The 15,058-nt window shown below is 63.7% G+C and carries 12 protein-coding genes; 3 read left to right on the top strand and 9 right to left on the bottom strand.

The window, feature by feature from the left end; all coding sequences use genetic code 11:
• Positions 1 to 162: 162 nt before the first annotated feature.
• A complete protein-coding gene (locus tag SPH52_RS16850; RefSeq protein ID WP_411796208.1) occupies positions 163 to 903 on the bottom strand; it encodes a murein L,D-transpeptidase catalytic domain family protein in 741 nt (246 codons plus the stop codon).
• Between the two features lie 165 nt (positions 904 to 1,068).
• Between SPH52_RS16850 and SPH52_RS16855 the strand changes: the two genes are divergently transcribed.
• Positions 1,069 to 2,697 carry a L,D-transpeptidase family protein gene (locus SPH52_RS16855; RefSeq protein ID WP_411796209.1) on the top strand — a complete coding sequence of 543 codons (1,629 nt, stop codon included), beginning with the start codon at positions 1,069 to 1,071 and terminating at the stop codon, positions 2,695 to 2,697.
• Between the two features lie 52 nt (positions 2,698 to 2,749).
• Here the strand turns inward: SPH52_RS16855 and SPH52_RS16860 are convergent, their stop codons facing one another.
• The 4 genes from SPH52_RS16860 to SPH52_RS16875 form a co-directional block, all read right to left on the bottom strand.
• On the bottom strand, positions 2,750 to 3,019 hold the full coding sequence (locus SPH52_RS16860; RefSeq protein WP_411796210.1) for a hypothetical protein: 270 nt from the start codon (positions 3,017 to 3,019) through the stop codon (positions 2,750 to 2,752).
• A gap of 331 nt (positions 3,020 to 3,350) precedes the next feature.
• Positions 3,351 to 5,210 carry an ABC transporter ATP-binding protein gene (locus SPH52_RS16865; RefSeq protein WP_411796211.1) on the bottom strand — a complete coding sequence of 620 codons (1,860 nt, stop codon included), beginning with the start codon at positions 5,208 to 5,210 and terminating at the stop codon, positions 3,351 to 3,353.
• A gap of 90 nt (positions 5,211 to 5,300) precedes the next feature.
• Positions 5,301 to 7,055, bottom strand: a complete 1,755-nt coding sequence (locus SPH52_RS16870) for a peptidoglycan DD-metalloendopeptidase family protein (protein ID WP_411796212.1) — start codon at positions 7,053 to 7,055, stop codon at positions 5,301 to 5,303.
• A 238-nt stretch (positions 7,056 to 7,293) separates the two neighbouring features.
• The gene (locus SPH52_RS16875; RefSeq protein ID WP_411796213.1) at positions 7,294 to 8,142 is read right to left on the bottom strand and encodes a pirin family protein; all 849 of its coding nucleotides are present in this window, start codon (positions 8,140 to 8,142) and stop codon (positions 7,294 to 7,296) included.
• A 112-nt stretch (positions 8,143 to 8,254) separates the two neighbouring features.
• Between SPH52_RS16875 and SPH52_RS16880 the strand changes: the two genes are divergently transcribed.
• Complete coding sequence (locus SPH52_RS16880) at positions 8,255 to 9,154, top strand: LysR family transcriptional regulator (RefSeq protein WP_411796214.1); 900 nt, start codon at positions 8,255 to 8,257, stop codon at positions 9,152 to 9,154.
• Between the two features lie 101 nt (positions 9,155 to 9,255).
• On the top strand, positions 9,256 to 10,260 hold the full coding sequence (locus SPH52_RS16885) for a glutathione S-transferase family protein (RefSeq protein WP_411796215.1): 1,005 nt from the start codon (positions 9,256 to 9,258) through the stop codon (positions 10,258 to 10,260).
• Positions 10,261 to 10,314: 54 nt separating this feature from the next.
• Here SPH52_RS16885 and SPH52_RS16890 read toward each other — a convergent pair whose 3' ends face one another.
• From SPH52_RS16890 to SPH52_RS16905, 4 genes are all read right to left on the bottom strand, one after another.
• Entirely contained in the window at positions 10,315 to 11,283 is a 969-nt protein-coding gene (locus SPH52_RS16890) for a substrate-binding domain-containing protein (protein ID WP_411796216.1), read from the bottom strand.
• 93 nt (positions 11,284 to 11,376) lie between these two features.
• Positions 11,377 to 12,372, bottom strand: a complete 996-nt coding sequence (locus SPH52_RS16895; RefSeq protein ID WP_411796217.1) for an ABC transporter permease — start codon at positions 12,370 to 12,372, stop codon at positions 11,377 to 11,379.
• Between the two features lies 1 nt (position 12,373).
• On the bottom strand, positions 12,374 to 13,888 hold the full coding sequence (locus tag SPH52_RS16900) for a sugar ABC transporter ATP-binding protein (RefSeq protein WP_411796218.1): 1,515 nt from the start codon (positions 13,886 to 13,888) through the stop codon (positions 12,374 to 12,376).
• On the bottom strand, positions 13,885 to 15,051 hold the full coding sequence (locus SPH52_RS16905; protein ID WP_411796219.1) for a Gfo/Idh/MocA family protein: 1,167 nt from the start codon (positions 15,049 to 15,051) through the stop codon (positions 13,885 to 13,887). The genes SPH52_RS16900 and SPH52_RS16905 overlap by 4 nt, the downstream gene beginning before the upstream one ends.
• Positions 15,052 to 15,058: the final 7 nt, after the last annotated feature.

The following is a 15,058-nucleotide window of genomic DNA, read 5'->3' on the forward strand; positions in this document are numbered from 1 at the left end:
TATTTAATCTTTAAAGACAGTGGGTTGTGCTTAAAACTGCGAGTGAAAGCGTCACCAGGTGCGGCCACTGACGTGGCAAACATGGTGCAGCGCGGTAGAAAAATGCCCCCTGCTGGTGCTGCCAGGGGGCATTAGGCCGTACGCAAGGAAGTGCGCGATGGCTCAGTACATGGCCAGCTGCGTGGGAGTACGATCGCAGCTGAGGAAGGCGGAGCTCTCCAGCCACTCGGGGTCGGGGTAGTAGGCGAACAGGTAGTGATCTTCCTTGATGCTGTCGATCAGGGGATAGGTCACTTCCTGGCGCACCGCGGGGCAGCCGTGGCTACGGCCCAGCCGGCCGGTCTTGCGAATGAACGCCTCGCTGACGTAATCGGCACCATGGATCACGATGGCGCGCTGGTAGGCCAGGTCGTTGACGCCCGCTTCCAGCCCTTCCAGGCGCAGCGAGTAGCCGTTGCGCCCGTAATAGCTGTACATGGTGCGAAACAGCCCCAGGCTCGACTGGTAGCTCTCCGGCGTGTTGGAGAATATTGTCGCCTCGGCATCGCCCGAGCCGCGGCCGTGGGAGACCAGTTCCTCGAACATCAGCCGCTCTTGCGCCAGGTCGAAGACCCACAGGCGTGGCTCGGTGGAAGGCCGGGAGAAATCGATGACCGCCAGCCGTTCGGCATCGGGCTCGGCGCAGGCCAGGGCATTGGCGGCAAGCGTCAGCACCAGCGGGTTGGCGCCGGGCGCGAGACGCGTCAGGGTTTGACTCAACGGGGCGGCGGCCGGGTAAGAGAGGCCTGCCTGAGCCAGGAAATTGCCGGCGTGGACGGTGGTGGAAAAGGTAGTGGGCAGGGCGACCAGCAAGGAAGCGGTCAGGGTCGATAGCGGAAGTCGCAGGGTCGGTAGAAAGCGCATCGTCGTACCTATGACGTTGACACCGCATTCGGCAGGCGCCACTCATGAAAAGATAATCGTAATTGGATGAAAAGACCTGGCTGGCTTGCAGCTAAATGTCAGGCACTATTATGAAGGGAGTGGCCAGGAAGGCCAGACCGTCTATCAACGGAGCAGGAGTCAAAGATGCGGCTTATTGCAAGGATGGGTGTGTTGATGCTGCTGCTTGGCCTCGCGCCACTGGCCTGGGCCGAACAAAGCGAGGCAGCAAGAGCGTGGGAGGATGAGCCGGGCGTGGTGGGAGAGCTGGCGCGTCAGGTTGCTTCGGAAAGGCCGCGAATTCAGGCGTTCTATGCCCAGCGTGACTATCGTCCGGCATGGCGGGATGCCGAAGCCGTGACTGCGTTCACTTCGGCGCTGCATACCCTCGAAAGCGATGGGCTCAGCCCCCAGGATTATCGCCCGGATGAGTTGAGGAATCGGCATCGAGCCGCCTATGAGGACGACGATGCCGAGGTGCAAGCGCAGTACGATCTGTTTGCCACGCGACAGCTGCTGATGGCACTCGATCATCTGCAGCGCGGCAAGGTCGATCCCGAGTCGCTCGATACGGGATGGGAGGTGCCTGTGGCACCTCCCGATTACCCCCTTGAGGCGGTGTCCGATGCCGTTGATGGACGAAGTTTAGAGACACTGATCGACGAGGTGCGGCCGGATTTCGTCCCCTACCAGCGGCTGCGCTCGGGGCTGGCGCGCTATCGCAATATCGAGAAGCTGGGAGGCTGGCCGCGCCTGCCGGAGCGTGAAGGGCCGCTGCGCCCGGGAGATGTCGACGAAGATGTCCCGCTGTTGCGGGAGCGTTTGGCGGTCGTCGGCGAACTCGAAATAATGGCCGCTGACAACGACATCTTCCCCGGAGGGGAGTTCGAGGCGCCCAACCCGCGCCGCTATGATGCAAGCCTCGAAGCCGCAGTGAAGCGCTTCCAGCGTCGGCACCTTCTGGAGCCGGATGGGATAATCGGGCGTCAGACCTTGGCTGCACTCAATGTTCCGGTGGAGCGCCGTATCGACCAGATCCGTCTCAACATGGAGCGTGCTCGCTGGCTGTTGCACGGGCTGCCGGAGTCCTTTGTGCTGGTCGACATTGCGGGTTACCGTCTCAATTACTTCCGGCCCGACGGTGAGATATGGAGTTCGCGCATCGTGGTGGGTCAGCCTTATCGGCGCACGCCCTCGCTACGTTCGGAAATCACCCACATGACGGTGAACCCCACCTGGACGATACCGCCCACCATTCGGCGCGAGGATGTGTTGCCCAGGGTGCGGCAGGATCTTGGCTATCTGTGGCGCGAGAGGATCCAGGTGCTGAGCCCTTCAGGACAGCCCCTCGACCCTTGGAACGTCGACTGGGACAACCCCGGCAATATCGTGCTGCGCCAGGCTCCTGGGCCGCAGAATGCCTTGGGACAACTCGTCATTCGTTTTCCCAACGATCATATGGTCTATCTCCACGACACCCCGTCTCAGAGTCTCTTCTCTCGCGAACAGCGTGCCTTCAGCTCCGGCTGCATTCGTGTAGAGAACATTCGCGAGCTGGGCCAATTGCTGTTCGACGATACTCGCAGCGATCAAGACGTGGAGCGACGGATAGACAGCGGCGAGACGCAGAACGTGCGCCTGACTCATCGCATGCCGGTCATCATCCACTACTGGACGGTGAACCCCGGCGACGATGGAGAACTCTCGTTCCGCCCCGATATCTACGAGCGCGACGATGCACTGCTTCGCGAGCTGGATCGCCCGCTGGCGCTATGAGCCAGCGAGCAGGGGATGAGGCCCCGGTCACGTCCTGTGACCGGGGCCTGGGCTAAGCCAGGCGCGCTCCGCAGCGGGGACAGACGTCAGACACGCTTTTGCTCACGCTTGGCTTGTCGCCTGAGATGACGCTTGCCTCGACCTTGTTGCCAGGCGCCAGGCGCTCCGGATGGATCGACTCCAGCTTGCCGCGCTCCCAGCGCAGGCCGATGTCCTTGAGCATGCGCGGGTCGCAGTCGCGCAGCAGGGCATCGCGCTGACGATTGGCGTAGAAGCTGCGTACGGCGCGAAGCAGGCGACGGGTAATGTGTAGTGCTGCCATGATCTCGGTCTCCTTGAGTGGAGGCCGGGAACTTGTGCGCGACGGGTGGGAAAAGTGCTATCCAGGCTTGGCCGCGACAAGTGCCGCGGCCAGCGTCCTTCAAATGTCGTCGTTTCGACGGCGGGCCCACGGCAGCAGCAAACAGGTACGCATCGCGTTAATGAATACGCGATGTTGCCAATTTGCCTTGTTGCCTGGAAGTAGCCGCATGAGGAACGCGTCTCGATTGAGGGGATTGGTTGGGATTGTGCCGCATCGACGATGCGACTCTTCCGTTATAGCCAATCGCTCAACAAGCGTCAACGGATGGAGGCGATATTTCGTGTAGCGCCTAGCGATAGCCCTCGGCCTGCAGCCGGAACAGCCTGGCATAGCGGCCGTTCTGGGCCATCAGGCTGTCGTGGTCGCCGCGTTCGATGACTTCGCCGCCGTCGATCACGAGGATCTGATCGGCGGCGCGCACCGTGGAGAAGCGGTGTGAGATGAGGATGGTCATCTTGTCCCGACGATGCTCGCGGAAATCGGCGTAGACCGCCGCTTCAGCGGCGGCGTCCATTGCCGCGGTGGGTTCGTCGAGCACCAGGATATCGGCGCTCTCGCGCATGTAGGCCCGGGCGAGGGCGATCTTCTGCCACTGGCCGCCGGAGAGCTCCTGGCCGCCCTTGAACCAGCGTCCGAGCTGAGTGTGGTAGCCGCCGGGCATGCTGCGGATGAACTCGTCGGCCAGCCCACGCTCGGCGGCCTGTTGCCAGCGTGCCTCGTCGGCGAAGGCCTCGACGTCGCCGGCGCCGAGGTTCTCGCCCACCTTGAGCTGGTAGCGTACGAAGTCCTGGAAGATCACGCCGATGCGCCGGCGCAGAGTGGCCAGGTCCCACTCGCGCAGGTCGCTGCCGTCGAGCAGGATGCGGCCCTCGCTGGGCTCGTAGAGGCGGGTCAACAGCTTGATCAGGGTGGTCTTGCCGGAGCCGTTGGCCCCGACCAGGGCCAGGCTCTGCCCAGGAGACACGTGCAGGGAAATGTCGTGTAGGGCAGGCTGCTCGGCGCCGGGATAGGTGAATCCGACCCGCTCGAAGCGAATGCCGTCGCCGGGGCGTGCGCCTTCGGTCAGGGTACCGCCTTGGGGGGCTACCGGCTGCTCCAGGTACTCGTAGAGGTTCGACAGGTAGAGGTTGTCCTCGTACATGCCGCTGATCGAGGTGAGGCTGGCGGAGAGCGCTGCCTGGCCCTGCTTGAAGACCATCAGGTACATGGTCATCTCGCCCAGGGTCAATGTGCCCGTGATGGTTTCCACCACCACCCAGGCATAGGCGCCGTAGAAGGCCAGCGTGCCCAGCAGGCCGAGCAGGAAGCCCCAGGTCTCACGGCGAATCGTCAGGCGTCGGTCTTCGCCGAAGAGGGTGTCGAAGATCTTGCGGTAGCGCTCGAGCAGCAGCGGCTCGAGCCCGAACAGCTTGACCTCCTTGATGCTGTCCTCACGGGCCAGCACGGTTTCCAGATAGATCTGCATGCGGGTCTGGGGGGAACGCCAGCGGAACAGGCGGAAGGCGTCGCCGGAGAACTTGGCCTCGGAAACGAACACCGGCAGCGCGCCTACCACCAGAATCAAGATCGCCCAGGGCGAGAACTGCACCAGCAGCACGCCGAAGCTGACCAGCGAGATGGCGTTCTGCAGCAGCGAGAAGGTCTTGTTGACCAGTCCCAGCGGACGAATCGAGGCCTCGCGACGCGCCCGGGTGAGCTTGTCGTAGAACTCGGAGTCCTCGAACTGGGTGAGCGAAAGGGTGCCTGCCTTCTCCAGGATCATGACGTTGACCTTCTGCCCCAGCAGTGCCCTCAATAGCGACTGCTGTGCCGAGAGCCCGCGCTGGGCCAGGGCGATGGCAGCGATCACGCCGGCTTCCGCCAGCACGTAGCGCATGACTGGCCAGGCGCTCTCGAAGGTCAGCGCAGCACCGGTTTCGCGGTGATAGGCCATGGCCTCGACCACCGAGTCGACGATCAACTGACCGATCCAGGCCGCCACCGCTGGCAGGATGCCGGCGATCAGGGTGCAGACCGCGAGCCCCAGGGTGAGTGCACGGGAAGTCTGCCACACCAGTACCAGGGCGCGGCGACTGTAGCGGAATACGCCAAAGAAAGCGTTCAGGCGGCTGCCGTCGGGTGGCGGTGGGGCGGGAGAGAGGCGGCGCATGGGTTGGCTGGGCCAGGGCTCCGTTCAAGAAACGACGCCCCGCTGAAGAGCAGGGCGTCGTATGGCGTGTTGCGAAGTAGCTGTGCTGGCTCAGTCGTCTTCGCGCTCGGTTTCGGGCGAGGCCTGGGCCACCACCGGCCCGGTCTGGCCGGAACGCAGTACGGCGAGCAGCGGCTCTGCTTGACGCTGGAAAGCCATCAGGCGTTCACCTTCGAGACTCTGGCTCTCCGGCAGTTCGACCTTCATGGCATCGACTGCGTTGTTGTTGACGATGACCTCATAGTGGAGGTGAGGGCCGGTGCTACGTCCGGTATTGCCCGACAGTGCGATGCGCTCTCCCATGGAGACGCGGTCGCCGCGATTCACCATGGCACGTGAAAGGTGCAGATAGCGTGTGCGATAGCCATTGTCGTGGCGTACCACGATGTAGCGGCCCGCCACGGGGTGGTTGCCGATCTTCTCGACGCGACCGTCGGCAGGGGCAATGACCGGCGTGCCGATGGGCATGGCCCAGTCGGTACCGCGATGCGGGCTGACCCGGCCGGTTACCGGGTGGGTGCGGCGCGGATTGAAACCGGAGCTCATGCGGTAGCTACCTTCGAATGGATAGCGGCTGAAAGCGGGGTCGAGGCTCTGGCCATCGGGGGTATAGAAATTGTTGTCGGCGCTGTTGCGTACCAGTGTCAGGTCCATGCGGGCACCTTGGTACTGGATGGCCAGTACGCGGGCGTCGAAGCTCGCTCCGTCGATGATGTCGGATTCGATCAGTACCTGGAATTCGTCGCCGCGGCGGGTGTCGCGGCGAAAATCGAGTTTCTTCTCCAGCAGGCGTGACACCTGTGCCACCTCGGTACTGGAGAGACCGGTGGCCTGGGCGGAGCGGGCAAAGCTGCCGCTGACGCTACCCGCGAACAGGCGCTGCGTGGCCTCGCCGGCGCGCTCGATGGTGGCGACGTCGAAACCGTCTTCGTCGCGCTCGAGCATGAAGCCTTCGCGGGCGTTCTTCATGATACGCATGGCCAGCAGGCGTTCCTGCTCGTCGAGCTGATACTCGAAGGTGTTGCCGACCCTCCAATGGGTCAGCAAGCGCTTGTCGGGCATGCTGTCGAGCAGGCGAATCGCCTCGCTGTAACCGAGGCCGAGTTCGTTCTGGGCCAGTACAGCGAAGGTATCGCCCTGCTGTACGGTGTAGGTGCGCCACTCCGGCACATGGGGTTCAGTGGCGGCAATCTCATGGTCGAAGTGGATTGGCCCATCTTCGAACAGCGCCAGCTCCTCGTCCGGATAGTCTTCGTAGGAGGTGGCGTCGGCGGCAAGCGCCTCGTCATCGGTATAGGTATCGTCGAGCATGCCACTGGCCAGGGTGCCGATCACCATGGCCATGTGCAGTGCGCCGGGATCCAGCTCCGTTACCAGCTCGATGTCGCTGCCATCGCCGGGTGTAGCGGGGGAAGCGACAGCGGCATCGGGCGGGGTGTCGGGTTCGGCAGAGGCAATAACGGGCGTTGCCGTTCGCCCCGCCTGGGCCACGGTGACCCCGGAAAGGTCGATGATCTCGCTGGGCTTCAACTGGGAGAGCGGAATGTAGTCACGAGTGGCGTCGATGGCCTGGGTAGCGATTTCGATGGCATCGGCGACTGAATAGCGTTCGCTGTTGAGGGCAGGGAGACCGGGGTGGGCCTCTGGCGACAGGGGAAAGAGAACGGTTTGGGGCACTTGGCCCTGTCGCTGGGTATTCTCTACGACGGTAACGATCTTTTGCACACCTAGCACAGTCACCATGGTGGCGACGGGTAACAGTAGCAACTTATGCGTGCGAGGCAGCGAATGGAGGATTCGCAACATGTGTATCGGCCATAAAAAAAGATGACAAGAATATAAAAAGGCACGGGAACCTTAACCCATGACATATGGCCTGCCTAGACTGTACATGCATACAGCAAGGTGCGGCCCAGAGCTTCGCTACCTAGGTTCTGGGCCGTAATTGCATTGTCGAACACTGTTCAACAATTGTTCATTGAACGTGAAGAAAAGGGGCAAGACAACCCCTTTCGGTAAAAAAGTGTCAGGGGAGGTTGAGCGTTCAATCGGTAAAGGTTCCGCTGCGATAGTCGTCCAGTGCCTGGTCGATTTCGTGTATGTGGTTCATCACGAAGGGCCCGTAGTGGGCAATCGGCTCACCATGGGGCGTACCGGCGAGTACCAGACACTGTGCACCATCGCGGCTGGAGAGGGCCAGTGTGTCTCCTGGGCCCAGCCGAGCTAGTTGGCCGGCGGTGACGTTCTCGCCAGCGATCTCCAGGGCGCCTTCGAAGACGTACACGGCCAGCGTCTCGCTGCTTGCCGAGAGGGTAAGTTTGCCGTCGGCCTGAAGCCGCGCATGGGCAACGGCTCCATCACCCGCCAGGGTATCCAGCGGGCCCGCCACGCTGTCGCCGTGCCGGGTGGTCCAGTTGCCGCCCAAGGCGATCAGATCGGCGCCTCTCTCTTCCAGGCGTGGCATTTCGCCGCTGCGCACGTCGCGGTAGCGTGCCTCGCTCAGCTTTTCCCGTGCCGCCAGGTTCAGCCACAGCTGGAAACCATGCAAGCCCTGGCTGTCGGTCAGCGGCATTTCGGAGTGGATGATGCCGCGGCCAGTGTGCATCCACTGGGCGTCACCCGCCTGGATGGTGCTGCTGTGCCCAAGGTGATCCTCATGGGTGATACCGCCATGGATGATGTAGGTCAGTGTCTGGATGCCGCGATGCGGATGCGGCGGAAAGCCGCCGATGTAGTCGTCGGGCCGGTCGGAGCCGAGCTCGTCCAGCATCAGGAAGGGGTCTAGTGCGCCGTCGAAACGATGGATGCGCTGGATGCGGACACCATCCCCATCCTGGCTGGGGTGGCTCCGTATCAGGCTCTCTATGCGGCGAATGCTGGGGCTGGCGACCATGGCCTGCGGCCTCCCACGGTGGTTCTGAATGGTGGATATGACTGGCATTCTAGACCGTATTTTTCGAAACTTAAGCGCAACGTTTCGCAGCTTTCATTCGAGGAAGTCGAATATGTCCCGCGTTACCCTGGCCCAGTGGCAGATGCTGGCGGCGGTCGTCGACCACGGTGGCTTTGCGCGCGCCGCCGAGGCGATCCACAAGAGTCCCTCGACCCTCAACCATGCCGTGCACAAGCTGGAGCAGCAGCTCGGCGTGCTGGTGCTGGAGCCGGTGGGTCGCCAGGTGCGCCTGACCGAAGCTGGAGAGATGCTGCTGCGCCGGGCGCGCCAGTTGATCGAGAGTGCCGATTCGCTGGAGGACGTTGCCGGCCGCCTTGCCGAGGGGCTCGAGACCGAGGTGGTCCTGTCGATCGACCAGATCTTCCCCACAGACGCCTTGGCGGCGGCGTTGAGCCGTTTTTCCGCGGCTTATCCCTATGTCCGTGTTCAGCTCCACGAGACGGTGCTCAACGGTGGAATCGAAATGCTCTACGATGGCCGCGCCGACCTGGCCATTTCGGGGCTGGCGGCGCAGGGCTTCCTCGGTGAGCCGCTGGTGACGATCCGCTTCATTGCCGTGGCCCATCGCGATCATGAGCTACATACCCTCGGCCGTGAACTCGACCTGCGCGATCTGCAGCGGCAACGCCAGCTTGTCGTACGCGACTCTGCGCTGCGTCAATCCATGGATGCCGGCTGGCTCAAGGCGGAGCAGCGCTGGACGGTAAGCCATCTCGAGACCTCCATCGACATGGTACGGCGCTGCCTGGGGTTTGCCTGGCTGCCCGAGACGCGCATCCATGATGAACTTGAGAGTGGTGTGCTGCGTCCGCTGCCGCTTGCAGCCGGAGGTATCCGTGAAGTTCCCATGCAGATGATCTTTCGCGACCGCGACCGTGCAGGACCCGCGACCCATGCCATGGCCCGGGCGCTGCATGAAGCGGTGGTCAGCACTTGTCCAGGGCAGGAATGATCGTTCGCTTTTTTCGATGTGAAGGGCGGAAAAACTGCGCTTGAGCATCGAACGGATCGGTTTACCCTGACTAATTACATGATCCGCTAACGGAGAACGTGATGGGCCTGTTGATCGACGGCAAGTGGCACGACCAGTGGTACGACACCAAGAAGCATGGCGGCGAGTTCGTACGTGAATCGGCCAAGCTGCGCGACTGGGTCACTCGTGACGGCAGCCCTGGTCCCGACGGGCAGCGTGCCGTGCCTGCCGAAAGGGGACGTTTCCACCTCTATGTCTCGCTGGCCTGCCCGTGGGCGCACCGCACCCTGATCATGCGTAAGCTCAAGGGGCTGGAGGCTGAAATCGGCGTCTCATGGGTCAGCCCGCTGATGCTCGATCAGGGCTGGACCTACCATGAGAACGAGGGCGCGAGCGGCGATCCGGTGAATGGAGTCGAATACCACCGCGAGCTCTACACTCTGACCGATTCGCACTATACCGGCCGGGTCACGGTGCCGGTGCTGTGGGACAAGCGAGAGGGGCGCATCGTCAACAACGAGTCCGCCGAACTCGTGCGTATCTTCAACGATGCCTTCGACGAGGTGACCGGCAACTGGCTCGATTTCTACCCCGCGGATCTTCGCGAAACCATCGATGCGGTCAATGAGGACGTCTACGAGCACATCAACAACGGCGTCTACAAATCGGGCTTCGCCACCGAGCAGGCGGTGTACGAGAAGCATGTGACGGCGCTGTTCGAGGCACTCGACCGCGTCGAGGCGCGTCTTGCCGAGAATCGCTATCTCGCCGGCGAATGGCTCACCGAGGCCGATATCCGTTTGTTCACTACCCTGGTGCGCTTCGATGCCGTCTATTACGGGCACTTCAAGTGCAATTTCAGGCGCATCGAAGACTACCCTAATCTCGCGCACTATCTGCGCGAGCTGTATCAGTGGCCGGGCGTGGCCGAGACGGTGGATATGGAGCACATCAAGCGCCATTACTACTACAGCCACGACACCATCAACCCGACGCGCATCGTGCCGAAAGGACCATTGCTCGACTTCGAGCGGCCGCACGATCGTGAACGCCTAGCGGGGCAGGGCGTACGCCAGAAAGGGTAGAGCGAGGGTTTCCGCCGCTCCTGGGGAGCGGCGGTGTCCAGCGCTGCCGCTCGCTCAGTAGGCGGCATCCGGCTGGTAGAACTCTTCGACGTTGTCGGCAGTGATCAGGTCGGCAGCCAGGATCACCCGCGACGGCACGCCGTGGTACATGTTGCCGAGGCGCTCCCCCTTCACCCCGTGCACGGCCAGGGCGATGGCGGAGGCGATCATGTTGGGGGGGTAGGTCACCGTGCCGCGTACCACCGGGTGGTCGTCGCGGATCATCTCGATGACCCGCTGTGAGCCGCCCCCGCCGACGATCAGTTGGATGTCGTCGCGCTGATTCTCCTCCACCGCCCGCAGCGCGGCAATCAACACGTCGTCGTCGCCGGCCCAGATCGCATCGACGTGCGAGTTGCTGCCGAGGAGATCCTCGGTCACGCTCAGGGCTCGCTGCGGGTTCCAGTCGGTGGTCTGGGAGTCGAGGATGTTGATCCCTGGGTAATCCTCCATCACTGCATTGAAGGCGTTGACGCGCTGGGAGTTGATCGGGATCGAGGGGCCTTCGAGTACCAGGATGTCACCTTGACCACCAAGCGCCTCGGCCATGTAGCGTGCCGCCTCTTCACCGAGCCCGGGGTTGTCCCCGGCGAGGAAGACGTGCTGGCTCGGCTCTTCCAGTTCGCGGTCGACCACCACCGTGTAGATGCCGGACTCGTAGGCTTCGGCGATCACCTGCTGCAGCGTGGCGGGATTGTGGGGCAGGATCACCAGCGCATCGATGTTGCGGATCATCAGATCTTCTACGTTCGAGACCTGAGCGGTGCCCGAACTGGCCGACAGCACCGTGAAGCTGACGTCGTCGTACTGCTCGGCCAGCTCTTCGGTGGCGCGCTGTGCCCACCACAGCAGGCCGGCGGTCCAGCCGTGGTCGGCCGATGGTACGGTAACGCCGATGTGGTAGTCATTGGCGCTGGCGGCAAGCGGTGTGCCGGCCAGGGCGGTGACCAGAGCGGCTTGTCTGAGAACGCGTGTTATCGTCATTGTTGTCACTCCGTTTCATCGTTGTAGAGACGAATGGGCTGGCATACCCAGCGATGACGGCACGACGGCTTTGCGGCCACCGGCCATCTCCAGTCAGCCGGTGCGCCGGTACTGCAGCAGCACCGCCAGCAGGATTACGGCCCCCTTGACCAGGCCCTGCAGGTAGGGGGAGACACCGGTCAGGTTGAGCATGTTATTGATGATGCCGAGGATCAGCGCGCCGATGACCGTGCCCCAGATCGAGCCGCGCCCACCGGACAGCGCCGTACCGCCGATCACCACGGCGGCAATGGCATCGAGTTCATAGAAATAGCCGGCGTCGCTGGGGCTGACCGAGTTGAGCCGCGAACTCAGCATGATGGCCGCTATGCCCACGCAGACTCCGGCGATGACGAAAGTGCTGAGTACCACCCGCTCGACGCGAATGCCGGAGTAGCGCGCCACCTGCGGGTTGGCGCCCACGGCACAGACATGGCGTCCGTAGGGGGTATGGAACAGCAGGATATGGGCGGCGATGGCGAGGCCGAAGAAGGCCCATACCGGAATCGGCAGGCCGAGGAAGAAGCCGCCGCCGATGCTGGAGAAGAACGGGTTGCGGGTCGTCACTTCACCGGCATCGGTAAAGTAGAGTGCCAGCGAGCGGAAGATCGACATGCTGGCCAGGGTGACCACGAACGCGGCCATGCGCCCTCGGGTGACCAGAAGCCCGTTGAACAATCCGAACAGCGAGCCCGCCACCACCGCGGCCAGCATGCCGAGGAGTACGGCCTGGATGGGGTCGGCGATGGAATTGACTACGTAGAGCAGCAGTACACCCACCAGCGCTACCATCGAGCCCACCGAGAGATCGATACCGCCAGCGATGATCACGAAGGTCATGCCGATGGCGATGATGCCGGTATAGGAGACCTGGCGCATCACGTTGGTGATGTTGCGCGCGCTGAGAAAGTACTCGCTGGCCAGCGACGAGAGTACGAAAAGAATGATCAGCGCCAGCAACGGCGCCAGGATGGTGGCGTTGATCGGCAGCCGGCGCAGCCGCTGCAGGCCCAGTTGCCCCATCGTCTTGGAGTTGGAAACGTCGTTCATTTCAATGCACCTCGGCTCCTGTCTGGCCGCGCTGACGAGCACCGGCGGCGTAGAGCATGATGTCCTGTTCGTTGATCTGGTCGTCGCTGAGCTCGGCGGCGATGCGTCCCTCGCGTATCACCAGCACCCGGTCGCACAGGCCGATGATCTCCTCCAGCTCCGAGGAGATGACCATCACCGCCTTGCCCTGGTCGGTCAGCGAGCGGATCAGCCGATAGATCTGTTGCTTGGTGTTGATGTCGATGCCGCGGGTGGGCTCGTCGAGGATCAGCACATCGGGATCAATGTCCAGCAGCTTGGCCAGATACACCTTCTGCTGGTTGCCGCCGCTGAGCAGTTGCACCGGGTTGCTGAGCTGCGCCGCCTTGATCGCCAGGCGCTGCTGGTACTCTTCGGCGCGTCGCCGCTCGGCGCGATGGCGTATCAGCCCGCGCACGTAGCGCGGCAGGCTCAGGGCGGTGATGTTCTCCATCACATTGAACGACAGCACCAGTCCCTTGCCCTGGCGGTCTTCCGAGAGATAGGCCAGGCCGTTGGCATGCGCCGCGCGCGGCGAGTCGATGGTCAGCGGCTTGCCGTTCAGCTCTATCTCGCCGGCACTCTTGCGCCGCAGGCCCATGATCGCCTCGGCGATTTCGGTACGCCCCGAGCCGACCAGGCCGGAGAGGCCCAACACCTCGCCGCGATGCAGCGTGAAGCCGATGTCCTCGAGCAGGCCGGGCACGTCAAGGCCGCTCACCCGCAGGGCTGCGGTGCCCGTCGTCGTACGCTTGTCGGGAAAGAGCTGCGACAGTTCGCGGCCGACCATCTTGCAGGCCATGTCCTCCTCGCTGAGCTCGCCGGTCTCGCACAGTTCGATCTGCCTCCCGTCGCGCAGGATCAACAGGCGATTGCACAGCTGCTTGACCTCCTTGAGCTTGTGCGAGATGAACAGCACCGCTACGCCCTTGGCGACCAGTGCGCGCACTACGTCGAACAGCACTGCGGCCTCCCGGTCGGTCAGCACCGTGGTGGGTTCGTCGAGAATCACGATACGCGCATCGTTGACCAGTACCCGTGCCACCTCGACCATCTGTCGCTCGGCCACGCTGAGCCGTTCGATGGGTTGCTCCGGGTCGAGCTCCACTTCGAGCGAGTGCAATACCTCGCGGGTGCGCTGGCGCATTCGAGCCCGATCGAGCAATCCGCCGCGGCGAATCTCCTGGCCCAGGAAGACGTTCTCGTAGACACGCAGGGTGGAGATCAGGTTGAACTCCTGGGGAATCATCGCCACGCCGTGACGGCGCGCCGTGATCGGATCGAGGGAGGTAAAGGTCTGGCCGTCGAGGATCACCCGGCCGGCGCTGGGCGTATAGACGCCGCTGATGATCTTGAGCAGCGTCGACTTGCCGGCACCGTTCTCACCGAGGATGCCCATCACCTCGCCAGGGGCGAGGTCGAAGGCGATGTTCTCGAGCACCGTGACTGGGCCGAAGGCCTTGCCGATACCCTCCAGGCGCAGGATGGGGTGGCTCATGATTCGCCTCCGGCGTCGCGCAGCGGGGTCCAGGCACCCGCCGCGCGGCTCGAAGCGAGCGTGGCGGCAATGAAGCGCATGCCGTCGACACCATCCTCCACGCCCGGCAGCCAGGGCGTCTCGAGGTCATGGTCGAGGCCGTCGCCGAGTGCCTGGTAGAGGTTGGCAAAGGCTTCCAGGTAGCCCTCCGGATGACCGCCGGGGATGCGAATGCCGCGGGCGATGTCGGCACCGAGCCTATCGTCGCGGCGCGTCAGGCGCTGGGTGGGGCCGTCGATCGGGGCGAAGTGGAGCTCGTTGGGCGATTCCTGCGCCCAGCGCAGGCTGGCCTTCTCGCCCACCACGCGGATGCTCAGCCCGTTCTCGAAGCCGGGCGCTGTCTGGCTGGCCCACAGCATGCCCCTGGCACCGTCGGCAAAGCGCAGCAGCGCGTGCACGTTGTCGTCGAGTTCGCGTCCCGGTACGGCATTGAACAGTTCGGCGCTGACCGCGCTGACGCGCTGGCCGCAGACGAACTGGGCCAGGTGGAAGGCGTGTACGCCGATATCGCCCAGGCAGCCCGCCGCCCCGGCCTTGGTCGGGTCCAGGCGCCAGGCGGCCTGGCGGTTGTCTGGCCCCGGCGCTTCGCTGAGCCACTCCTGGAGATACTCGACCTGCACGCTGCGAATGCGCCCCAGCTCACCGCGTGCCACCAGGTCGCGGGCGTGCTGGACCAGCGGGTAGCCGACGTAGGTGTGCGCCAGCACGAAGCGCTTGCCGCTGGCCTCGACGGCGGCCGCCAGGTGCTGTGCCTCGTCGACGCTCAGCGTCATCGGCTTCTCGCAGATCACGTGCCTGCCCGCTTCCAGGCAGGCCAGTGCCGCCGTGAAGTGCAGGTGGTTGGGCGTGACGATGGCGACGACCTCGGCGCCATCGCTGCGCTTGGCCTCTCCGGCAAGCAGGGCTTGGTAGTCGGCATAGCAGCGTGTCTCGGCGACGCCCAGCTCGCGGGCCGTGGCCCGGTTGCGCTCGGCCTGCGAGGAGAAGCTGCCGGCCACCAGTTCGAAGCGATCGTCCATGCGCGCGGCGATACGGTGCACGCCGCCGATCAGCGCTCCCTGGCCGCCGCCGACCATGGCCAGCCTCAGTCGTCGCGGCATCTCGTTGCGTGATGTTGCGTTCATGTCCGGT

This window comes from Halomonas sp. A29 (assembly GCF_046723295.1).
Classification (GTDB): domain Bacteria; phylum Pseudomonadota; class Gammaproteobacteria; order Pseudomonadales; family Halomonadaceae; genus Halomonas.